The organism is Microbacterium esteraromaticum (genome assembly GCF_900163815.1).
Lineage (GTDB): Bacteria > Actinomycetota > Actinomycetes > Actinomycetales > Microbacteriaceae > Microbacterium > Microbacterium esteraromaticum_B.
Genome location: NZ_FUKO01000026.1, coordinates 30,719 through 52,775 on the forward strand (window position 1 = coordinate 30,719; position 22,057 = coordinate 52,775).

General features: G+C 66.0%; 12 protein-coding genes and 1 pseudogene. 4 read left to right on the forward strand and 9 right to left on the reverse strand.

Features of this window, described 5'->3' with window-relative positions; genetic code table 11:
* Nucleotides 1-118: 118 nt before the first annotated feature.
* The 3 genes from FM104_RS11075 to FM104_RS11090 all read right to left on the reverse strand — a co-directional run bounded on the left by FM104_RS11075 (nt 119) and on the right by FM104_RS11090 (nt 4,250).
* On the reverse strand, nt 119-1,285 hold the full coding sequence (locus FM104_RS11075) for a nucleotide sugar dehydrogenase (RefSeq protein ID WP_087132308.1): 1,167 nt from the start codon (nt 1,283-1,285) through the stop codon (nt 119-121).
* A 579-nt stretch (nt 1,286-1,864) separates the two neighbouring features.
* On the reverse strand, nt 1,865-3,718 hold the full coding sequence (locus tag FM104_RS11085) for a DUF4012 domain-containing protein (protein ID WP_087132310.1): 1,854 nt from the start codon (nt 3,716-3,718) through the stop codon (nt 1,865-1,867).
* 52 nt (nt 3,719-3,770) lie between these two features.
* Nucleotides 3,771-4,250, reverse strand: a complete 480-nt coding sequence (locus FM104_RS11090; protein ID WP_087132311.1) for a VanZ family protein — start codon at nt 4,248-4,250, stop codon at nt 3,771-3,773.
* A 280-nt stretch (nt 4,251-4,530) separates the two neighbouring features.
* Here FM104_RS11090 and FM104_RS11095 point away from each other — a divergent pair, with 280 nt between their 5' ends.
* Nucleotides 4,531-9,681: an isopeptide-forming domain-containing fimbrial protein gene (locus FM104_RS11095; protein WP_256971625.1), complete on the forward strand. Its 5,151-nt coding sequence runs from the start codon at nt 4,531-4,533 to the stop codon at nt 9,679-9,681.
* Nucleotides 9,682-9,702: 21 nt separating this feature from the next.
* Here FM104_RS11095 and FM104_RS11100 read toward each other — a convergent pair whose 3' ends face one another.
* Complete coding sequence (locus tag FM104_RS11100; protein ID WP_087132312.1) at nt 9,703-11,019, reverse strand: MFS transporter; 1,317 nt, start codon at nt 11,017-11,019, stop codon at nt 9,703-9,705.
* A 48-nt stretch (nt 11,020-11,067) separates the two neighbouring features.
* Here FM104_RS11100 and FM104_RS11105 point away from each other — a divergent pair, with 48 nt between their 5' ends.
* On the forward strand, nt 11,068-13,386 hold the full coding sequence (locus tag FM104_RS11105) for a response regulator transcription factor (RefSeq protein ID WP_087132313.1): 2,319 nt from the start codon (nt 11,068-11,070) through the stop codon (nt 13,384-13,386).
* Nucleotides 13,387-13,428: 42 nt separating this feature from the next.
* On the opposite strand, the gene FM104_RS11110 is transcribed toward FM104_RS11105, so the two are convergent.
* The 5 genes and pseudogenes from FM104_RS11110 to FM104_RS11135 all read right to left on the reverse strand — a co-directional run bounded on the left by FM104_RS11110 (nt 13,429) and on the right by FM104_RS11135 (nt 18,880).
* Nucleotides 13,429-14,172 carry an arsenate reductase/protein-tyrosine-phosphatase family protein gene (locus tag FM104_RS11110; protein WP_087132314.1) on the reverse strand — a complete coding sequence of 248 codons (744 nt, stop codon included), beginning with the start codon at nt 14,170-14,172 and terminating at the stop codon, nt 13,429-13,431.
* Between the two features lie 85 nt (nt 14,173-14,257).
* Complete coding sequence (locus tag FM104_RS11115) at nt 14,258-15,271, reverse strand: LCP family protein (RefSeq protein WP_087132315.1); 1,014 nt, start codon at nt 15,269-15,271, stop codon at nt 14,258-14,260.
* A 69-nt stretch (nt 15,272-15,340) separates the two neighbouring features.
* The gene (locus FM104_RS11120; RefSeq protein WP_143738350.1) at nt 15,341-16,972 is read right to left on the reverse strand and encodes a helix-turn-helix transcriptional regulator; all 1,632 of its coding nucleotides are present in this window, start codon (nt 16,970-16,972) and stop codon (nt 15,341-15,343) included.
* 463 nt (nt 16,973-17,435) lie between these two features.
* A pseudogene (locus FM104_RS11130) lies at nt 17,436-17,813 on the reverse strand (response regulator transcription factor); the annotation flags it as partial.
* Nucleotides 17,814-17,884: 71 nt separating this feature from the next.
* Entirely contained in the window at nt 17,885-18,880 is a 996-nt protein-coding gene (locus FM104_RS11135; RefSeq protein ID WP_256971626.1) for a glycoside hydrolase family 6 protein, read from the reverse strand.
* A 96-nt stretch (nt 18,881-18,976) separates the two neighbouring features.
* Between FM104_RS11135 and coaA the strand changes: the two genes are divergently transcribed.
* Both coaA and glmS read left to right on the forward strand, forming a co-directional pair.
* A complete protein-coding gene (gene coaA / locus FM104_RS11140) occupies nt 18,977-20,014 on the forward strand; it encodes a type I pantothenate kinase (protein WP_373407848.1) in 1,038 nt (345 codons plus the stop codon).
* 162 nt (nt 20,015-20,176) lie between these two features.
* Entirely contained in the window at nt 20,177-22,027 is a 1,851-nt protein-coding gene (gene glmS, locus FM104_RS11145) for a glutamine--fructose-6-phosphate transaminase (isomerizing) (RefSeq protein ID WP_087132320.1), read from the forward strand.
* The last annotated feature ends 30 nt before the right edge of the window (nt 22,028-22,057 follow it).

The following is a 22,057-nucleotide window of genomic DNA, read 5'->3' on the forward strand; positions in this document are numbered from 1 at the left end:
AGGCCTGGATCCGTGCGATCTACCGGGCGATGAAGAACCGAAGCTAGCGATCGCTCACAAATGGGGACGGTTCTCAGCTGTTGTTGACCCACTGCTTGGCGCACAGGCCCAGGTGAAATCAGTCTCGCCCATAGAGATCACGGGTGTACACTTTGGCCGCGACGTCGTCGAGTAGTCCCGTGTGGCGATTGGCAATGATCAGGTCCGATTCGAGTTTAAACTCATCGAGGTCGGACAGCACTTTCGAACCAAAGAACGAGTCGTGTTCAAGGCATGGTTCGTAGACTATAACTTCGATTCCCTTGGCTTTAATGCGTTTCATGATGCCCTGTACTGCGGACTCACGAAAATTGTCCGAACCTTCTTTCATGATCAGTCGGTAGATGCCGACTGTCCGAGGATGGCGGCTCAGAATGTCGTCAGCGACGAAGTCCTTGCGTGTGCGGTTGGCATCGACCACGGCCGTGATGAGATTCTGAGGCACCTGGTCGTAATTGGCGAGCAACTGCCTGGTGTCCTTGGGTAAGCAATATCCGCCGTAGCCGAAGGAAGGGTTGTTGTAATGGGTGCCAATGCGCGGATCTAGCCCCACGCCGTCGATCACCTGGCGGGAATCGAGTCCATGCAAAGCTGCGTAGGTGTCGAGTTCATTAAAGTAGGCCACGCGTAGCGCGAGGTATGTATTTGAGAACAGCTTGATGGCTTCGGCCTCGGTCGCGTTCGTGAGAAGTACCGGCACATTTGTTTCCAGGCTGCCGGAGAGCATCATCTGCGCGAACGACTCCCCGATCTCGCTCTGGTCTCCAACGATGATTCGGGAAGGATGCAGGTTGTCGAAGAGCGCGCGACCCTCGCGCAGGAATTCCGGGGAGAAGAGAATAGTTCGGTTTGGGTGCCGCCTGCGCAGCTGTTCTGTGAAACCAACCGGAACCGTCGACTTGACTACGATCCGGGCCGCCGGGTTGATTTTCAGCGCTGCGGCTGTCACCTCCTCAACTGACGAAGTATCGAAGGCGTTCGTGTCTGGGTCGTAGTTCGTCGGCGTCGCCACGATGACGTAGTCAGCGTCGCGGTAGGCGGCTTCAGCGTCGAGGGTAGCCACCAGGTTCAGCTCGACGTTCGCGAAATATTCTGACAACTCTGCATCGATGATCGGGGATCGGCGATTCGAGATCATTTCAACGCGATCCGCATCGATGTCGACCGCGATGACATGATTATGTCGTGCAAGAATAACCGCGTTCGAAAGTCCGACGTAGCCAGTGCCGACGACGGCAATTCGCATGTGTTCCCCGATCCTCTGCGCCCGAGTGCGCATCTCCGCCCAAAAGTTTAGCGCTCTGCTCTACTGTTCTGCGAAGTGGACAGGTCATATGTCGTGCGCTTGCGACGTCATCTGAACCTACCGATGCCACGCCCCGACGCGCGGCGTCGGCGAGAGTGCTTGCCAGGTGCCCGAACTCGCGCACAGTGAACGGGTGGTGCAGCATCGCCGGTGCCAGCTGCACCACTTGCGAGCGGTGCTCGCGGGCCGTCGCTAGCACCGGGTCGCGCTCGACGAGCAGACTTTCGGCGGCAACCGAGCGCAGTGGGCGGCGGCTTCACCGGCATTCACTCCTTTCGACGCAGCGAGCTGCTGTGTCTGCTCGGCTATCTCGTGATTGACCAGCGCTTGCGCACGGCCACCCTGCGCGCGCGTCGAGACAACGCAGTGAAGAGTGCATCAGCACCTCGCGCACCCGGCCACGGTCAGGCCGACGCAGAGTCGGGCGAGTGATGCCGTCGGCACTGTTTATGAGCACAGGCGACCGAGAGGGTGGTCTTTCGACGCTTCGACCCGGCGGCGCGCTCGCGCACGAACCGATTAGCCGCAGTCGGGCATGGCGATCGCTACCGGTGTATCGCGCACCATCGGTGTGTGGCGTACCTCGAGCGGACCGTACTTGCCCTTCGCGCCGTCGAATTCCACCGTCACCGTGTGCTTCTGTCCGGGTGCATTCATGATCGGCACGAGCACGGCAGGTCGCCCGAGGTGCGGGCGCGCCACGCGGTTCACAGACTTGCCATCGACCGTCACAGTGGCCGACGTCGCACCGACGGGGCCATACAGCACGAGGCGCGTAGCGACGTCGCCCTTCTTGAAGAACCGGCCAGGGGCAATGTAACTCGGCAACTCCGGTGCCTGCTCCGGCGTGAGCGTATTCGTCAGGGTGGCGCTCACCGTGAACGTCGGTGCTGCCGGGGCACTGCACTGAGTGGATGACGCCGCTAGATCGAGCTGCATGTAGTAGTCGAGCTTTCCCTCGGTGTAGTCGTTCACGTAGGCGCCGACCATCGTTTCATCCGAATTCGTGCGCGGCAGCTTTCCTGAGAGCCGTGATTCACTAACCAAAGCTGCCTCGGCTTTGGTGGCTGGCTGGTACATCAGCCGGCCCTCATCGATGGCACGGGTCAAGCTCTCGAGAAGAGCCTTGGGGTCGACGTCACCCGACGTCACGGCATTGAACACGGCCTGGGCGGACAAGCCGAACACCGCATCTTGACGCAGCGGGTCGGGGTACTGCGAATACACACCATTGAGTAGGAATGGCACCGCGTTCTCGGCTGTCAGGGTCAGCGGCTCATTGAGCACGGGCGTGCTGTGCTCTTCGATCTCAACTGTCTTGTTCGGCACTACGGCTGGGCCCGCCGCGGCGAGTAGATAGCTGAGTGCCACCGGGTCGAACGAGGCGACTGCGTCGACCGGAGTTCCGAACGCTTCAGACCACCATGCGCGCACGATACCCGCTGTCTCGGTGAAGTCGGGACTCAGCGTGGAGTCCTGTATCCAACGCCCGATCTTGTCGCCATACAGAGCGGCGGTTTCGGGATCGAGCGCGGTTACCGGCGTGGAGCGGCCGTTGTCGAAGTCCGCGCTGGACGCCTGTTGCCCGATGCTGATCTTGCCCTTGTCAACGTCGATCATCACAAGGGTGGCAGGGTTACCGCCGGTGCCGCGCGATTCGGCATTGTTCTGGAAGATCATCAGGTAATGACGGGGCTTCTCGGCTCCCAGCGCCTGCGGCAGCACCCCAAGAATTTCAGAGGCGGGGCCAAGCACCGGTTGCACCTCACCGATTGCGCTCGTGAGCTTCTCGAGAGCGCCATCGACTTCGGTGATGAGCGGTCCGCGGTCGATTGAAGCGAGATCCGTCGATGCCTTGTTCACAGCCGCGGCGGCCTGATCGGCCACCTTCTGCATCGCGGTGATGCCAGTCAGGTCGATCGCGCCATCCTTCGGCTGGACTGCGTCGAGTGACAGGGCCGTCGCCGGAGTCAGTGCTTCCCGCACGAGATCATCGGTGACCGCCGCCGCCGTGCGCACCGCATACAGGTTCGGGCCTGCGACCGGCACCCACTCCAGGCCCTTCCACATGCCGTCGTCGGTCTGCTTCTTGGCATCCGCCGTCAGCTTCGCGATCTGTGCGGTCGTCGCCTTCGCGGCCTCGCCGTCGCCAGCGAGCACCTGCTGTGCGGCCGTCGACGCAAGAGGCATGGCCTTCTCGAGAGAAGTCTTCGCCGACATGGCGCGGTCGTATACCTGCTTGCCGATGATGGCGCCCGGGATGGCGATGGCCAACAGTAAGACGAGAATTCCGACCGGAACCCAGAAGCGGAAGCTGCGCAACAGGGGTCGGCGCTGCTTTTGGGCGCGGAGCTCGGCTCTCGTCAAAGACATGGTCTCAATCGTAAGTGTGTGTGGTGACGAGGTAGATGCGCGCGGAGGCTCGTCACTGCCGTTGTCCCACGCGCTCACTGGGCTCGACCACCCAGTAGGTGCGCGGCGGATGCCGCCGCACGAGCATCCGCGCGGTCAGGCATCCGATCGCCGTGCCGATCGTGTTGGCGATGACGTCCGACAGCGTCGGGAATCGGCTGGGCAGCAATGTCTGCACAAGCTCAATCGTTGCGCTGGCGGAGTAGCCGATCAGCAGCACCACCCCGGCATTAGCACGCGGGCGCGCCGCGACCAGCAGCAGCCCCAGCGGCACGAACAGCGCGATGTTGGCCAAGAACTCGAAGACTGTGTAGCTGGTCGAGAGCGAGATCTCGGAATGTGCGCTCACGAAGCGCGCGAATCGGAACACGATGCCGGTGGCCTTCGCCGCCGCCGATGCGGGCAACCAGACGATCAGCGCCAGCGCCACGGTGTACGGCACGAGCATCACGCGCGCGGCGATCGTGACCAGCGGCAGGCGGGGGACGGGCATGAGCCAGAGCCTAGGCGAGAGGAATGTGCGCGCACTGAGGCTGCGGCCGCGCCCGCGCGAACCGAGAGGGTGAATTCCGGGGTGAATTCCGGCGCAATCCCTCAGCGCCGGGCGGGCGAGAGGCCAACCTGTCAGAGGCCCCAGACCGCATACTGCCTGTCGTTACCCGACGACCTACACTTCGCAGCCTGCCTCTGAGGCTGTCCGAGCGCCCGACCGGCATCGGACTCGTACCAGGGGAGGGGCAATCTTGATATTTCGTGCTGGGCAGAAACAACACGTGCCAGATGAGAGGCAACCGTGGCTGAATAGTCGCTTCGGTCGCCGACTGAAGAGAGCGGTCAGCAGCGTCGCGAGCACAGCGCTGATCACCACGTCGTTCCTCTTCGCCGGAACGGTCGGTGCGGCACCCGCCGCGGCGGCAGATCCGTTCTCGTGCACACCGGGCTCGGTCTACGTGCAGAGCGCAACCGAGGTGCGCGAGTTCCAGGTGAGCGCCACCGGCGGCACGCTCAACCCCTCCAGCCTCGGAACCAACCACCAGAACAACGGCCTCGGCATCTCTGCCAACGGACGCTACGCGTACACCATCACCAACAGCAGCACTCCTAAGCGCGTGTCGAAGCACGACCGGCAGACGAACGTGACGACGGTCTCGGACCCGATCACCGCGCCGCTCGACGCGTCGCTGCTTCGCGGGGCGGTGCACCCCGTCACCGGCGTGTACTACTTCGCCAGCGGCACCGCGGACAACGAGATCAAGATCTACGCCTGGAACGAGGGCACGTCCACACCGGTGCAGGTCGGCACGTTGAGCCCCACCACCGGCAGCGCAGACTTCGGAGCGAATGGCGACATGGCGTTCAGCGCGTCGGGCCAGCTGCTCCTCGTCGCTGACAACGTCATCTATTCGGCTGATCTGCCCGAAGACGTCTCGGGCAGCACAGCGATGGTCGACGCCAAGGAAGTCTTCCAGATGGCGGCTGGCGTCGAAGGCAACGGCATCGCCTTCGGCAACCTCGGCCGGATCTTGGTCTCGGCGGCAGCTCGCGGCTCGAACCCGAACCGCATCATCGAGGTCGACCTGCCTCGTGGTGAGGTCGTCAACACCACGAGTCTCGGCAGCTTCTCGCCGACTGACATGGCGAGCTGCACGTTCCCGAACACGCTCACGCTGAAGAAGAGCCTTCCTGAGGGACGTCAGGCGGCCAGCGACCAGTTCGCGCTGCGCATCGACGGGCCTTCGGACTACCAGGTCCCGACCGTCGAGGCCACCACCACCGGCAATGCGAGTGGGGTGCAGCCCGATTATGCGGGCCCGATCTTCGTCAATCAGGGCGACTCCTTCACGTTTGCTGAATTTGCAGCCGGTACCGCCGACCTCGGTCAATACGCATCGTCACTCTCGTGCGAGCAGGTGACAGCCGCCGGCACGACGCCGGTTCCCGTGACCGGAAACGTCGCGAACCAGCCTGCCGGTCCGCTCGGCACAGACATGGTCTGTACCTTCGTCAACGCGAAGCTCACTCCCGGTCTCGACCTGCGCAAGACGTCGGATCCATCCACCGGCGCCTCCGTGCAGCCCGGCCAGCAGATCACTTACACCGTCGAAGCCGAGAACGCCGGCAACACCGTACTTGACCCTGTGACCATCGCGGATGACCTCAGCGGTGTCCTCGACAACGCCGACTACCAGGGCGACGTCACCACATCGATCGACGGCACCGAAGTCACTTCAGGGGCAGCCGCCATCATCGGCACCGACCTCGCTTGGACCGGTGCTCTCGAGCCCGGGCAGATCGTCACCATCACTTACTCGGTCGTCGTGAACGAAGACGTCGAGGGTGAGACCATCGCCAACCGCGTGACCGCATCCGGTACCCCTCCCGGGTTCGACCCGATCGTGCCACCCGCTGTGATCACCGAACACCCTGTCGCCGGCTTCACGGTCGCGAAGACCGCTGACCCCGCGACGGGCAGCGTCGTGCAGCCCGGACAGACCATCACCTACACCGTCACCGGCACCAACACCGGTGCCACCACGCTGAACCCTGCATCCATCGCCGATGACCTCAGCGGTGTCTTCGCTCACGCGGAGTACAACAACGACATCACCACCCAGATCAACGGCACCACTGTCACCAGCGGCGCAACATCCATCACGGGAGAAGACCTCGCGTGGACCGGAACGCTGCAGGCCGGCGACGCTGTCACGATCACCTACTCGGTGACCGTCAGCGACGACACCTCGGGCGAGATCGTGCGCAACACGGTCTCGGGCACCGCCACCCCGATCACTCCCAACCCCGAAGACCCGAACGGTCCGCCGGTGCCGGGAGACCCCATCAACCCGCCCACGGTCACCACCGAGCACCCGGTGATCGGATCGGGCTTCACGATCAGCAAGTCGGCCGACCCGGCATCGGGCAGCGCAGTGCAGGCCGGTGACACCATCACCTACACGGTCACCGGCACCAACATCGGTGACACCGAGCTGAACCCGGCAGAGATCGTCGACGACCTGTCGGCTGTTCTCGACAACGCCGGCTACAACGACGACGCCACGGCCGACCGTGGTGATGTCGAAGTCACGGGCGACACCCTCACCTGGAACGGTTCGCTGCCGGTGGGTGCTGCTGTCAGCATCCAGTACAGCGTCACGGTGAACGAAGGCGTGCAGAGCGCACTGCTGACGAACATCGCGACCGGTACGGTCACACCGCTGATCCCGACCGACCCGACGAACCCGGACAGCCCGACCACTCCGGGCGACCCGATCACGCCTCCGCCCGCCGAGACGACCCACCCGGTCGTCGACAACGGCTTCGAGATCGCGAAGTCGGCCGACCCGGCATCCGGAACCGCCGTCCGCGGCGGCGACACGATCACCTATACCATCACGGGCACCAACACGGGGAACACGGTCCTTGACCCCGCATCGATCACTGATGACCTGTCGGCCGTGCTCGCTGATGCGTCGTACAACGACGACGTGACCTCGACCGTGGGGACGGTCGAGGTCACGGGGAGTGCCCTCACCTGGACGGGTGTGCTTCAGCCAGAAGCGACCGTCTCGATCACCTACTCGGTGACCGTGTCCGAGGACGCCACCGGCGTGCTGCTGCGCAACACGGTCGAGGGCGAAGCGACACCGCTGATCCCCACCGACCCGACCAACCCCGACAGCCCGACGACTCCGGGTGACCCGATCAACCCGCCGCCGGCGGAGACTGTGCACCCGGTCATCAACCCCGGATTCACCGTCGAAAAGACGGCTGACCCGGCATCGGGCACCCGTGTCGACCCGGGCAGCGTCATCGAGTACACCGTGACCGGAACCAACACCGGTGACACCGTGCTCGACCCCGCCCAGATCACCGACAACCTCGCCGGCGCACTCGCACACGCCGAGTACAACGGTGACGTCTCTGCGACGACCGGCTCTGCCGCCGTCGACGGTGACACGCTCACCTGGAACGGCACGCTGGCACCCGGCGCGAACGTCGTCATCACCTACTCGGTGACCGTCGACGCAGACGCCGGTGGCGAGACGATCCAGAACACGGTCAACGGCACGGCGACCCCGCTGATGCCCGAAGACCCGAGCAACCCCGACAGCCCGACCACGCCCGGCACCCCGGTGGTTCCACCGACGGTGACCACCGAGCACCCGGTCAACACCCCCGGATTCACCTTCGATAAGACCGTGGACCCGGCATCCGGAACGGCAGTCGACCCGGGCGACGTGCTGACCTACACCCTCACCGGCGTGAACACCGGCGAGACGGCGCTCGATCCCGTCGCGATCAGCGACGACCTCTCGGGCGTGCTCGAGTTCGGCACCTACAACGGTGACGCCGTCGCGATGATCAACGGATCCGCAGCTGCGGATCCTGTGGTCGGAGACGACTCGCTGGCGTGGAGCGGAGCACTCGCCGTGGGCGAGACGGTCACCATTACCTACTCGGTGACGGTGGGTGGCAACGCACCCGGTGAAGTGCTGCAGAACACGGCAAGTGGTACCGCGACACCTCCTGGTGGCAACGAGATCACCCCGCCGCCCAGCACCACCGAAAACCCGGTGAACGTGCCTGGATTCTCGGTCTCGAAGAGCGCCGATCCGGAGTCGGGAACGCGCGTCGACCCGGGCAGCACCATCACCTACACGGTGACGGGTGTCAACACCGGTGAGACGGCTCTCGACCCGGTCTCGATCGTCGACGACCTGTCGGACGTGCTCGCGCACGCTTCGTACAACGACGACGTCACCGCAATGATTGACGGCGCGGATGCCTCCGCACCCGTCGTCGCTGACGGCGAACTGTCGTGGACCGGTGCGCTCGCAGTCGGCGAGACAGTCACGATCACCTACTCGGTGACCGTGAACGCGGATGCCGGCGGCGAGACCATCGCGAACACCGTAAACGGCACGGCGAACCCTCCCGGCGGCGCGCCGCCGATCGAGACGCCTCCGTCGACGACGGAGCACCCGGTCAACGAGCCCGGTTTCGAGATCGTCAAGACCGCTGACCCGGCAACGGGAACGCGCGTCGACCCGGGCAGCGTCATCACTTACACGGTGACGGGCATCAACACCGGCGAGACCGCACTCGAGCCGGTGACGATCACCGACGACCTGTCGGCGGTGCTCGCGAACAGCGTCTACAACGACGACGTGGCGGCAGTCATCGGCGAGACGGATGCCGCGGCACCCGCCATCGTCGACGGCGAGCTGACGTGGAGCGGCGCCCTTGCAATCGGCGAGCGCGTCACCATCACCTACTCGGTGACGGTGAACGGCGACGCCGGCGGCGAGACGCTGCAGAACACGGTGGAAGGTGTCGCGGTGCCTCCGGGCGGTGCGGAGCTCACGCCTCCTCCGGCGACCACCGAGCACCCTGTCGGCACGCCAGGCTTCGAGTTCGAGAAGACCTCGAACCCGGCATCCGGCACGAAGATCGCCACGGGCAGCACCGTGACCTACACCCTCACCGGCGTCAACACCGGCGAGACGGGTCTCGATGAGGTCGTCATCACCGATGACCTCAGCAAGGTGCTGAACCACGCGAAGCTGAACGGCGCCGCCACGGTGACCGTCGGAGACCGTGAGGTCGCCCCGGCTGTCATCGACGGCAACGAGCTGAGCTGGACGGGCAGCCTTGCCGAGGGCGAGACGGTCACGATCACCTACGCGGTGACCGTGAACGCCGATGCCGCCGGCGAGACGCTGGCCAACGTGGCCACCGCGTCGGCAACGCCCCCCGGTGGTGAGACGATCACGCCGCCTCCGAGCGGCACGGAGCACCCGGTGCTCACGCCGCTGGCGATCACCGGTGGGCAGATCGCACCGTGGGTGCTGATGGCGGCCCTGCTGCTGCTGATCGGCGGCGGAGTGCTCGTACTGCGCCGACGCCGAGGCGCGATCCAGTAGCAGCTATGCCAGAGGCGGGCGTCACATCCGAGAGGATGGGGCGCCCGCTTCTGCATGCAGTGGTGTGGTGGTGCCGGTGTTGTTCTCGAGGTCGCGCGCTGTGTGGCGCAGAGCCGGCAGCGTCGCAAGGCTGAGCAGCGCGATGACCGCTGCGGTCGCGTAGAGAATCACGTAGTTGTCGGCGACGCCGGAGATCGGGTCGGCAGGGCCGATGTGCAGCAGGGCGGCGGCGGTCAGTGGCGCGACGACTTGGGGAAATGCTTCGGCGACATTCAGAAGACCCAGGTATGTGCCAGCCCGCTGGCGGGGAATGACGTGCATCGCCAACGCCAGATTGACGGCAAGGTAGGTGCCGACCGCGAGGCCACCGCACGCCGCCGCGGCCCAGAGCAGCACGGGGGCATCAGCGATGGAGCGCACGGTTGCTCCTGCCGCCAGGCCCAGCGAGCCGAAGACGAGGAACGGAAGGTAGCGCTGTATGCGCGAGGCCCAGGCGCCTCCTAATGCGGCGCCGACCACGACCCCCGCACCACCGATGAGGGTGGCAACCATCGCGATCGGCGTCGCCTCGACCGGGCTCTTCGACATTCGATCGATGACGAGATAGAGCGTGAAGGCCGTCGCCAGGGTGAACGCCAGCTGCATCGCGAGCCGCTGCAGCCAGACGGCGATGAATGCCTTCGGAAAGGGCACGCGGAAGGATGCTGCGCGAATGCCCTGAGGAGCGCGGGCGAATCCAGCATCCGCCCGGTCGGGCACGGTCATCGCCACCGCGACGACCACGAGCGCCGTCAGCGGCATGATGAACGAGACGAGGACGACATGTTCGGGGAAGAGCGCGGCGAGGAGCAGCGGCGGGAGCGTGCCGACGAATGCCGCCGCCGTGAAGACCCCCGACGCGGCCGCTCGTCGTCGTGGCGGAACCGTATCGGCGAGCAGTGCGGCGGCTGCGGCGAAGACGGCGTTGAACGCGGTCTTCGTGAACACCCAGCTGACGATGATGGCGGGGTCCGAATCTGCAACGGCGAGGAAGGCGATGCCGCCGAACCCGGCGATGGCGCCGCCGAGCATCCACGGCCGACGCCTGCCGAGCCGTCCTCGAGTGCGGTCGGAGAGGGCACCGAAGAGCGGATTCGCGAGCAGAGCGGCGAGGCCGCCGAGGGTCAGCACCGTCGCCAATGCCGTGGCGCGGTGCTGCTCGGGCAGCATCGCTGCAATCTTCAAGGGAATCGCGGCCACGACCGGGGCAGTGAGTGAACCCAAAGTGACGAGGTTCACGGCGGCCAGCAGATAGACGGAACGCTGGTCGGCGCGACCGACCTCGGCGTGTGCAGACAAGATGTCCCTCTCGATCGATGCCTACAGCACTCTAGCTAGAGTGGGGGCATGGCATCAGCGGGGGCGGAAGGGTCAGCGAGAGCACTTTCGCCTTTCCCATCGTCACCATCCGCGCCGTCGGCACTGGAGCGTCCCCGGCTGATCAGCGCGCTCTCTTCATCGGCGACGTTCGTCGCGTTAGTGGGGCCCGTCGGTGCGGAGGCAGCGACACTGCTGCGGCAATGGGCAAGTCAGACCAGCGCGAGCATCACCTGGGCGGTCGCCGAGGCGATTCCCGACACCGCAGAAGACGTGCTGATCATTGAGGACGCCACATCGATCGACGCCGCTGGCTGGGAGCAGGTTCGCGCACTGCGTCGCACCCATCCGCGCCTGCTGATTCGGACGGCTGTGCACAGCTTCCGCCAAGTTCCGCCGGAGGAGGATGCCGAGTTCGTATTCAGCCTGTCTCTCACTCTGGAGGAGACGAGTGAATACCTCTACCGCCTTGCGTCTCATCTCGACCCGCGCGCCGTCCATCTCGCGACAGGCGGCCTGCCCGCCGCGGTGCGGGCCGTTGCTCACCTGAAGACCATGCGAAGCGAGATCGTCGACAGCGCCCTCGCGACGCTGAGCCCGGGCCCTCTTGACGCAGAGCTCGCGGTGCTCGCCGCTCCGGAAGCGCTGACCCAGGAGTTGGTCGTCGAACTTGGCGGTCCGTCAGACTTCATCGACCGGGCTGAACGCGCCGGCTGGGGCAAATGGACGTCCACTCTGGAGCATCCGCTGTTCATGCTGACCGCACCCGTGCGCGCGGCGACGGCACAAGCGCATCCGAGTGATCGGGTCGAGACCGTGCGCGAACAAGCCGGCCGCTTTCTGCTGCAGCAGGGCGCCTGGTACGGCGCGCTCATCGAAGGTGCGGCAGCGCGATCGCTGCCGGTGATCGATGCTGCGCTGCGCGGTGCAGGCATGCCGCTGCTGAAGATGCACGGCGTCTCGATCGCGGCGCGATTGCGCGGCTTCCACGTCTGGGAGCTGCGACGCTGGCCGATCGTCGCGCTGGCTCTGGCACTCATCTACAACGCGCGACACGAGCACAGGGTGCGCGCCGTCGAGCTCATGGGCGTCGCACTGCTCGGCGCCCGCACGGCCCCAAGCGGATCTGCCGAGCGTGCGCTGCTGCGTGTTATCGAATCGGTGCTGCAGCGGCTGCTCGGCACGGGAGACTCCGGTGTGAAGGCGGCCCGGGACGGCTCGCGCATGATCCGCGAGCTGCCGTCAGACGAATTTCAGTCCGTGCACGGGCTGCTCGGCGATATGCACTCGCACGCTGCGGTGAGCCTTCTCAGTGCGGGCGAGCATGCTGAAGCCCTCGCAGAATTCGAACGAGCTCTCGCGACGGCTGCCAGGCCTGCCACCGAGATACTCTCGCTCGGTGCGATCGCGTGGATCACCGCGCACTCCGGAGACGTCATGGCCGCGCAGCGGTGGGTGCAGACCGCGGTGGCGCGACCGTGGTCCGATGACCAGCGCAATGGCTACCTGGGGTGTCTGCTGCGGATCGCTGAGGCACAGATCTGCATCGAGAAAGGGCAACTCGACGCAGCCGAGAACGCCATCAACAGCGTATGGCACATGATCGACACCGTGGAGTACTGGCCACTGCTCGCCCACGTGCGCGCCCAGATCGACATCTGCCGCGGTCGGGCCGGGGTCGGGCTCGAGCGCTTGCGCGCACTGCGCCGTCACCGGAGTGCACGGATCTCACGCGAATACACCCGGCTGCTCGATCTCGCTGATTCGGGCCTCGCGCTCGCTGCCGGAGACCCCGTCGCCGCGAGCACGCTCGTCCCGCGCGCGAGCGATTCGCCACTCGTGGCCCTCGGGGCTGCGCGCGCGGTGATGTTCGCCGGGCAGTACGAGCGTGCGCTGCGGATGCTGGGAAGCATCACCGCCGTGAGCCCGGCAGAACGCACTCACGCAGCCGTACTCGAAGCCGTCGTGCTGCACCGACTCGGGCGCGCCTCCGATGCCGCGCGTGCTGCTCAGCACGCTGTCACCGTTGCCGAGGCGTACGAACTCACGACGCCATTCCTGCTAGTTCCCGTCGACGATCGCGAGCTGTTCGACATCGAGATGCCGTGGCCCACCCCGACGATCCGAGCCGGAGAAGCGACCGCGTCACTCACTGACCGCGAATGCGTGATCCTCCGCGAGCTGGTCGATACCGCTAGCGCCAGCGCGATAGCGGACCACTTGCATGTATCGGTGAACACAGTGAAGTCGCAGCGTCGCTCGCTGTATCGCAAGCTCGGCGTGACCTCGCGCCAGCAGGCACTCACCGCGGCGGTTGCGCAGGGACTGCTTGGCACCAGGGTGCGCTGAAGGACCGGCCGATGCGGAGCCCGAACAGCAGCTGCGTTCGGCTCAGATCACGAGCGTGGCGCGCACCACGCGCTCGACTTCGGCTGCGGCCGGTGCCAGCTGCGACGCCGAGAGCTCGTAGGTCGTCTGCGATCGCCGGTACGGGTCGATCACGTCATCGTCTTCGGGCTGTGCGGGCACCAGGCCGCGCTGGCCGCCGATCAATCGCGCGAGCGCCCGCAACCGCGTGCGGGGATCCGTTCCGGCGCTGCTGAGGCCACGACGCACCTCATCATCGGTCAGCGTCGCGGCCAGCCGAGCGAACTCGCGCACGGTGAAGGTGCGGTGCAGCATCGAGGGCATCATCTGCACGACGTGAGAGCGGTGCTCCCGCGACATCGCCAGCACCAGGTCGGTCTCGGCGAGCAGCGGATCGACCAGCAGGCGCGCGTGGTGGGCGGCGGCTTCGGCCGCATCCGCTCCATTGGCCACCGCGAGCTGCTGTGCCTGCTCAGTCATCTCGTGATCGACGAGCGCATGCGTGCCGGCGCTGTGCACGCGCACGCCGAGATCGCGCAGCGACGCGCGCAGCAGCACCTCGCCCATGGGAGAGCGGCAGATGTTGCCGGTGCAGACCGTGAGGATGGTGCCGTTCGCTGCGGAGATCTCTCGCGCGGGTGCGGCACTCTGTGCGGCCGCGGGCAGGTCGGCGGGCAGGGGAGCGTCGCCGCGATCGAGCGAGTCACGGAGCCGACGAAGATCGGCTCGTCGAAGACTGGGGCGGGTCGTGCCGTCGGCGTCGGTCATTGCTCCAGCGTACTGTTCGGGTGCAGTGGGGCCTTCGAAAGGGTGAGAACCGGCTCAGACACCCAGCCCTGGTACTGGCGCGGTGTCAGCGTGCGGGATGGGCCGCCGCGTATTCCGGCACCGTGTCGTTCTTCAGTGCCTCAGAAAGTGCGGCCAGGCCATCGAAGTCGGGTCGCACGATCGATTGACCGGCGACTGTGTCGGTGCCCAGTGTGGGTGAGGTCAGGAACATGATGTCGTCGCTGCGAAGATTGCGCAGACTCACACCCAGGCTGGCCACGGTCGGACCGGTGAGTCCAGCATCCACCGTCAAGTACGGCGAGATCGCATCGACGGCTGCTGCCACCCGGCCGGGGTCGGTGAGGGTCTCGCGACTGAGCATCTTGTCGATCACGCCCTTGATGAACGCCTGCTGGTTGCGCACCCGCTGATAGTCGCCGTCGGGGAAGGAATAGCGCTCGCGCACGTAGAGCAGTGCGCTGTCGCCGCTGAGGGTGACGGGGCCCTTCGCGAAGGTGAACCCGCCGCGTGTGAACGCGACCTGATTGTTGACCGTCACGCCATCGAGCGCATCGGTCAGGCCCTTGAAACCTTCGAAATCAGTGATCATGACGTGGTTGATCGGCACGTCGACGATGTTCTCGAGCGTCTCCACCAGCAGCGGCACCCCGCCGTATGCGAGCGCGGCGTTGAGCTTCTGGTTGCCGTACCCGGGAATCTCGACCCAGTTGTCGCGCATGAAAGAGATCACCTGCACGCCCGAGCGATCGGCCGGAATATGCACCAGCAGCATGGTGTCAGAACGCTGCCCCCGGATGCTGTCGAGGTCGCCATCCAAGCCCGAGCGCGAGTCTGAGCCGAGCAGCAGGATGTTGGTGTCCTCGGGGTTCGCTTCGACGGGGCGCACCGTGGGAAACACCTCTTCGGTCGGCAGCGTCTCGGCCTTCTCATACGACGTGTTGAGGTTCCACAGGTAGACCGCGGCGACAGCGGCGATGGCGATCAGTGCGCCCACCAGGACGAAGACGATGACCCACGGCCATCTGCGGCGGCGGGTCGGCGCAGCATCCGAACCGAAGCTGTCATCGAGAGAAGTCATGCCTCAGTATCTCGTGTGGATCGTTGTGGAATCGCTGAGTGAGCCTGCGACACGCTCGCATGCGCCGGTTCAGATCAGGCCACGGCGGTAGGCCTCGGCCAACAAGGTGCCCCGGCCGCGCACGCCGAGCTTGCGGTAAAGGCTCGACACCTGTGTCTTGATGGTGTTGATCGAGACGAAGAGCTGCTCAGCGATCTCGCGCCGGCTGATTCCCGCCGCTAGGCGCACGAGCACCTCGAGTTCACGCGGTGTGAGCGACAGAGCCGTGGGGGCGGTCGTGGGAAGCGGTACGTCGTGAAGCAGCGACTGAATCTGGGCTCGAGCTGATCCGCTCACCGGCAGAGCGATGGCCCCAAGACCAGCGGCGAGGGGACGGGCCTGATCGAGAGAGGCCTGCGCGGCATCCTCTTCTCCCAGCGCACGATGCCCAAGGTGCAGGATGCTGAGCCGCCACAGCTCCAGCTGGCGCAGGCCCGCCGTGTGCGCAGCGACGTCCAGCGCGATGGCCAGCGCCTGCCCCGGCATCCCGCTGTCAAGTGCCGCTCCTGCTTGCACGAGCTTCGTCAGCGGCAGGTCGGGGTCGGCGGCGGCGAGCGCCGCACGCGCCTCCGAGAGGTGCCCGGCCTCTGCCGCTTGGGCTGCGCGCACGAGAGCTGCCGCGCTTCCGGTCAGCCCTTGGCTGCTCTTCGACCCGGGCAGCGCAGCCCCCTCCATTGCCGCCAGCATGTGCGCGGCGCCAGCATCGCCGGAGAGCACCGTGGGCGCAAGGGAAAGTATGAACAGCGGCCACATCTCGCCGATCTCCGTGCGCCCTGTCGCAAGCAGCTGACCGAGCGCTGTCGAGTCGGCGTTGCGGTCGATGATCACCTCGGCGAGCTGGGCCGTGGCGTCGACGAGCGCCTCCGCCCAGCTGTTCGTTCTCTGCACCTGCCGAGCGCTGGCAAGCGCGCGGCGAGCGAGCTCGGGGTCACCGACGATGGCGTGCACAAGAGCCGCCTTCGCGTGCGCGTCGCGCACGAAGAATGTCAGGGCTGCGGGCGGGGCGGTCCACTTCACGCGCTCGAGGTCGGCGAGGGCCCGGGCGAAGTCGCCGGCGAGCATGCGGGTGATGCCCGCCTGCAGGGACATGAACGAGGCGGTGCCGAGCGACCCGTCCACGAGTGCGTTCGCTGCGGGAGCATCCGCACCGAGCCGCTCTGCCAACTGCATCGCTGTACTCAACTCGCCGCGCAGCCGCGACTCGAGCACGGCCATGGCGACGACCGCGCCGCGTTCCGATGCGCGGAGCGTCTTGACGCCGTTCTGACGCACGTCGCTCAGCAGCGGCACCGTCTCGCCGCGCAGGAGTGATCGGATGTACCCGACGATGGGTCGGGTCCGCACCTCGCGCTCGGTAGCGGCGTTCAGCACAGAGCGAAGCTCTACCGGATCCAGTCCAAACCACGCTTCGATGTAGTGCTCTTCGAAGACCGCGGCGATGCGCTCCTGCGGGCCCTCATCGCGGAGTGTGCGCAGCAGAGTGGGCACGTCAGGACGTTTGACGGGCGTTGTCGGGGCCGTGAATTCAGCCTCCCATTGCGAGGTATCAGCATCTTTGAGCCCCGGATGCTGAATATTCGTCGTCGCTGTGCTGTCGGCTTCGCGCGCGCCCGGCGAGTGCTGAACCGTCGCCATGGTCTCGGATTCATTCCACGAATTCATCGTCGGCCCCCCTGCCATCGACTACCCACGGCGATCATAGCCCGCAGGGGCCGGCTCTGCCCGGCTGGTGTCGGCAGCGCGGTCGGCCGGGCCAGCCGGGCGGCCCTCTAGGATTGGACCGAGCCTGCAGCACCGAACAGCGGGACACAGATGCGCAGACGAGTCGCACGGCGCAGCACCACCGTGATCATCGCCATGACGGTGGGCATCGCGCTCGTCGGATGCGGTCCCGCCCCCTGGACTGAGCCCGATCCTGAGGCGTCAGCCACCACCGCGCCGACCGTGGCGCCTCCCGTGCCCAACGACCTCTCCAGCGGCAGCACCGAGCGCGAGCTCACAGCCGGCCCGATCGCCGCCCAGATCGACTATTGGTCGACACTGTCGATGGACCGGTGGACCGCCGATGCAGTGAAGCCGATCAGCATCTCGCTGATCACCAAAGTCACCCCCGACAACGGTCAGAAGGGCGGCGCAGCAGCGCGTCGATGCGCGCACGCAGCTCCCGTGGGCGGAACGGTTTGTTCAGGTACTCATCAGCGCCAGCGCTGAGGCCCAGAACAACATCGGCTTCCTCGTCGAGTGCGGTGAGCATGATGATGTAGGTGTCGCTCTGCGCACGGATGCGACGGGCTGCTTCGAACCCGTCGATGCCCGGCATGTTCACATCGAGAGTCGTGATCAGCGGCTGATAGTTGAGAACAGCCCGAACGCCGTCGATGCCATTGCCCACGGACACCGTGGAGAAGCCGGCTGCCTCAAGCACCTCTGCCAAGAGGTGGCGGACATCTGGATCGTCTTCGACGATGACCGCTGTCTTCGGCGCTGCGTCGTCATCGAGCATGTCGTTTCCTTAGGAGAAGGGAGCAGATGCGTGCTTCCGCTCATGCTACAGGCCGTATTCACCCGTCAGCGTCATCGCGCGTCCTGCGCGAGCTCTGCGGCCGCGGCGGGCCACCACACGCCCGCTGCGGGTCCGCCCTCGCAGGGGCCATCGCTCTCACCCGGCGGTTTGATCCAGAGATTCAGATCTACGACTTCATCGCCGAAGGTGCCACTGGGCTCGCCCACGCGCTGGTCGGGCGGATTGCACCACTGCGCACCGGCATCCACGCTGCCGCCGTTGCGGGAGGTGTCGATGACCGCATGCATCCCGTGCAGCTGCGCTGCCACCGCGTGCGCGTAGGTGAACTCGTCGTAGGTGGGGCGGTAGTTCGAGACGTTCGTCGCGAAGCCCCGCACCTCGTCCGCGACGTCAACAGCTTCGATCAGCGACGCCATCTCAGCGGCGGGCAACCAGGCGCTGTGACCGCCATCGAGGTAGATCCAGGTGTGCGGAGCGGTCAGCTCGTGGACGGCCGAGCGCAGCTGCGCCGCACGCTCGTCGAGGTTGCCGCACTCCGGGGCGAGGGCAAGGCTGTCGGGTTCGAGGATCACGAGCTTCTGCACGTCGGGGGCCGCTTCGAGCGCCGCCGAGATCTCGTCGATCCAGGTCCGGTAGTCGTCGCCGGATAATCCTCCGGCCGAGTGGTTGCCGCAGTCTCTTTCGGGCAGTCCGTAGATGACGATGGCCATGGCCACCTCCTGATCGCGGGCCTGGGTCGTCAGCGACGACACCGTCTTGCCGGCCGTGCCGATCGGATCCTGCTCAGGGGTGAGCCAGTACGCCGTGGGCTGGTCGGCGAGGTACTCGGCTGCGGCGCGTTCGCGAGCGTCCATCTTCTCGCCGCTCAGCGCATCGCGTGCTTTCGACTGCTCGGGGGCCAGTATGGCGGTTGTCGTGCTGGGGGGCTGCGCCACGGTAGCGAGAATCCAGCGTTGGGTGGAAGCTATCGCAAAGATCACCGCAGCCACCACGAGGACAACGACGACTGCCGCGATGATGACCACGATGCGTCTGTTCATGGTCATGCGTGTTCTCGCGCGAACTCGACGTCTCACGAGCGGCGCCATGCAACCGCTGCCGCGAACGCGCGCATCGGCCGTATCGAACTCACCATGAGCGTCATGCTATCGGTGCCGAGAGGGTCGGCGGGAATGGTCGCGACGGATGCTGTTGGTGGGCCGGTTCGCGGCATCCGCCCCCGCCGATACGATGTACCCGTGTCCGTTGCCGCCAACCTGCCGCTGTCGCCGTACCGCGAGATCGACCGCGAAGACTGGGCGCGCCTCTCTGCGGGGCTCGACCAGCCTCTGAGCGAGACCGAGCTCGTCGGCATCCGCGGGATCGGCGACCGGCTCAACCTCGATGAAGTTCGCGAGGTCTACATGCCGCTCAGCCGGCTGCTGAGCCTGTATGCGAGTTCGATTCGTCGGCTCGGGGCGGCGACCAGCGAGTTCCTGCAGGAGGAGGACTCGACGACGCCGTTCATCGTCGGCGTCGCGGGATCGGTCGCCGTGGGCAAGTCGACGATCGCCCGGCTGCTGCGCGAGCTGATGAGCCGCTGGCCGGGCACTCCGCGCGTGGAGCTGGTCACCACCGACGGGTTCCTCTACTCGAACGCTGAGCTCGAGCGTCGCGGGCTGATGGACCGCAAGGGATTTCCGGAATCGTACGACCGCCGTGCGCTGCTGACTTTTCTCACCGAGGTGAAGAGCGGGGCCAGCGAGGTGCGGGCGCCCTTCTATTCGCACATGCGGTACGACATCGTGCCCGACGCGAACGTGGTCGTGCGTCGGCCCGACGTGGTGATCGTCGAGGGGCTCAACGTGCTGCAGCCGCCGCCCGTGCCGAACGAGGTCGCCGTCAGTGACCTCTTCGACTTCTCGATCTTCGTCGACGCCGACATCAGGCACATCGAGCGCTGGTACACCGACCGGTTCCTGGCGCTGCGCAAAGGTGCGTTCACGAATTCGTCGTCGTACTTCAACGTCTTCGCGCACCTCACCGATGACGAAGCGGTGACCACGGCGCTCGGGTACTGGAACGAGATCAACATGCCCAACCTCGTCGAGAACGTCATGCCGACGAAGCATCGCGCCAACCTGGTGCTGCGCAAGGGTGCCGACCACGCGGTGGAGAGTGTGAGCCTGCGCAAGCTCTGATCTTGTGGCTTGCATCCCTGGTTTGCATCCTTGGTTCAGGCGGCGCGTATTGCCGCATCCGCTCTGCTGAGGCGACCATTTGGGGCACGTGAGCGGGAGGCCGGCGCGCGGGGCGAGGTTCGTTCGGAGTCCTCGCAAAATCGGGCGTTTACGATTTAAATCATGTGTGGAATCGTCGGATACGTGGGCTCGCGGCCCAGCCAGGACATCCTGCTCGCCGGGCTCGCCCGCCTCGAATATCGTGGCTACGACTCCGCCGGCATCGCCGTCATCGATGAGAGCGGCGAGCTCGGGATGCGCAAGAAAGCAGGCAAGCTCAGTGCGCTGCGCGATTCGCTGACGGATGCTGCCCTTCCCGACGGCTCCACCGGAATCGGCCACACCCGCTGGGCGACCCACGGCGGACCGACCGACGTCAACGCCCACCCGCATCTCGCCGATGACGGCAAGCTCGCCGTCATCCACAACGGCATCATCGAGAACTTCGCAGCCCTGCGCTCAGAGCTCGAAGCCGAAGGGGTGACGTTCGTCAGCGAGACCGATTCCGAGGTTGCCGCAGCTCTTCTCGGGCGCGAGTACCGAGCATCCGCAGACCTGCAGCAGGCGTTCCGCGCCGTCGTCAACCGCCTCGAGGGTGCCTTCACCCTGCTCGCCATGCACGAGAACCAGCCGGGTCTCGTCGTCGGCGCTCGCCGCAACTCTCCGCTGGTGATCGGCCTCGGCGAGGGCGAGAACTTCCTCGGATCCGACGTCGCCGCTTTCGTTGAGCACACCCGCAACGCGCTCGCGATCGGTCAGGACCAGATCGTCTCCATCACTCCAGCTGCCGTCTCGGTGACCGATTTCGAGGGCAACACCGTCGAGGCGCAGCCGTTCGAGGTGTCGTGGGATGCCGCTGCCGCCGAGAAGGGCGGCTGGCCGAGCTTCATGGCCAAGGAGGTCGCCGAACAGCCGGATGCTGTTGCCAACACGATCCGCGGCCGCATTCAGGGCGATGCCGTCGTCATCCCAGAACTCGATGGACTCGACGAGCTCTTCATCGGAATCAACCGGGTCATCATCACGGCCTGCGGCACGGCCTCGTACGCGGCGCTGGTCGGCAAATACGCCATCGAGCAGTGGGCGCGCGTGCCGGTCGACGTCGAGCTTGCGCACGAGTTCCGCTACCGTGACCCGGTGATCGGCGACGACACTCTTGTTGTGTCGATCAGCCAGTCGGGCGAGACGATGGACACGCTGATGGCCGTCAAGTACGCCCGCGAGCGCGGTGCGCGCACGCTGTCGGTGTGCAATACCCAGGGCGCGACGATTCCCCGCGAATCGGATGCTGTCGTCTACACCCACGCCGGCCCCGAGGTCGCCGTCGCGTCGACCAAGGCGTTCTCGGCGCAGATCACCGCGCTGCTGCTGCTCGGTCTGCACATGGGGCGCGTGCGCGGCACGCTCACCTCTGCTGTGGCATCCGACGCTGTCGCCGAGCTGCAGTCCCTGCCCGAGAAGGTCGCGCAGGTTCTCGCAGAGGAGACCGAACACGTGTCGCAGCTGGCCGGCTGGATGGCCGACACCCGCTCGGTGCTGTTCCTGGGCCGCCACGTTGGCTTCCCGATCGCGCTCGAGGGCGCGCTCAAGCTCAAGGAGATCTCGTACATCCACGCCGAGGGCTTCGCCGCCGGTGAGCTCAAGCATGGTCCGATCGCGCTGATCGAGCCGGGTCAGCCGGTGTTCGTGATCGTGCCGTCGCCGCGGCACTCATCGCTGGTGCACTCGAAGGTCGTATCGAACATCCAGGAGATCCGCGCTCGCGGCGCCCGCGTGATCGTCGTCGCCGAAGAGGGCGATGCGGCCGTGCTGCCCTATGCCGACGAGGTCATCCGCATCCCGCTCACCGGCGCCCTTTTCGAGCCGCTCCTCGCCGTCGTGCCGCTGCAGATCTTCGCGATGGCACTCGCCACGGCCAAGGGCCTCGACGTCGATCAGCCCCGCAACCTCGCGAAGTCCGTCACCGTGGAGTGACCCCGCACCCCGGGTACGGATGGCGGGAGT

Excerpts from the sequence above, each read along its gene's own strand:
- FM104_RS11085 (WP_087132310.1), bottom strand. The coding sequence starts at position 3,718 with ATGTCTTTGACGAGAGCCGAGCTCCGCGCCCAAAAGCAGCGCCGACCC.
- FM104_RS11075 (WP_087132308.1), bottom strand. The coding sequence starts at position 1,285 with ATGCGAATTGCCGTCGTCGGCACTGGCTACGTCGGACTTTCGAACGCG.
- FM104_RS11120 (WP_143738350.1), bottom strand. The coding sequence starts at position 16,972 with ATGAATTCGTGGAATGAATCCGAGACCATGGCGACGGTTCAGCACTCG.
- FM104_RS11090 (WP_087132311.1), bottom strand. The coding sequence starts at position 4,250 with ATGCCCGTCCCCCGCCTGCCGCTGGTCACGATCGCCGCGCGCGTGATG.
- FM104_RS11135 (WP_256971626.1), bottom strand. The coding sequence starts at position 18,880 with ATGACCATGAACAGACGCATCGTGGTCATCATCGCGGCAGTCGTCGTT.
- FM104_RS11105 (WP_087132313.1), top strand. The coding sequence starts at position 11,068 with ATGGCATCAGCGGGGGCGGAAGGGTCAGCGAGAGCACTTTCGCCTTTC.
- FM104_RS11115 (WP_087132315.1), bottom strand. The coding sequence starts at position 15,271 with ATGACTTCTCTCGATGACAGCTTCGGTTCGGATGCTGCGCCGACCCGC.
- coaA (WP_373407848.1), top strand. The coding sequence starts at position 18,977 with ATGCTATCGGTGCCGAGAGGGTCGGCGGGAATGGTCGCGACGGATGCT.
- glmS (WP_087132320.1), top strand. The coding sequence starts at position 20,177 with ATGTGTGGAATCGTCGGATACGTGGGCTCGCGGCCCAGCCAGGACATC.
- FM104_RS11110 (WP_087132314.1), bottom strand. The coding sequence starts at position 14,172 with ATGACCGACGCCGACGGCACGACCCGCCCCAGTCTTCGACGAGCCGAT.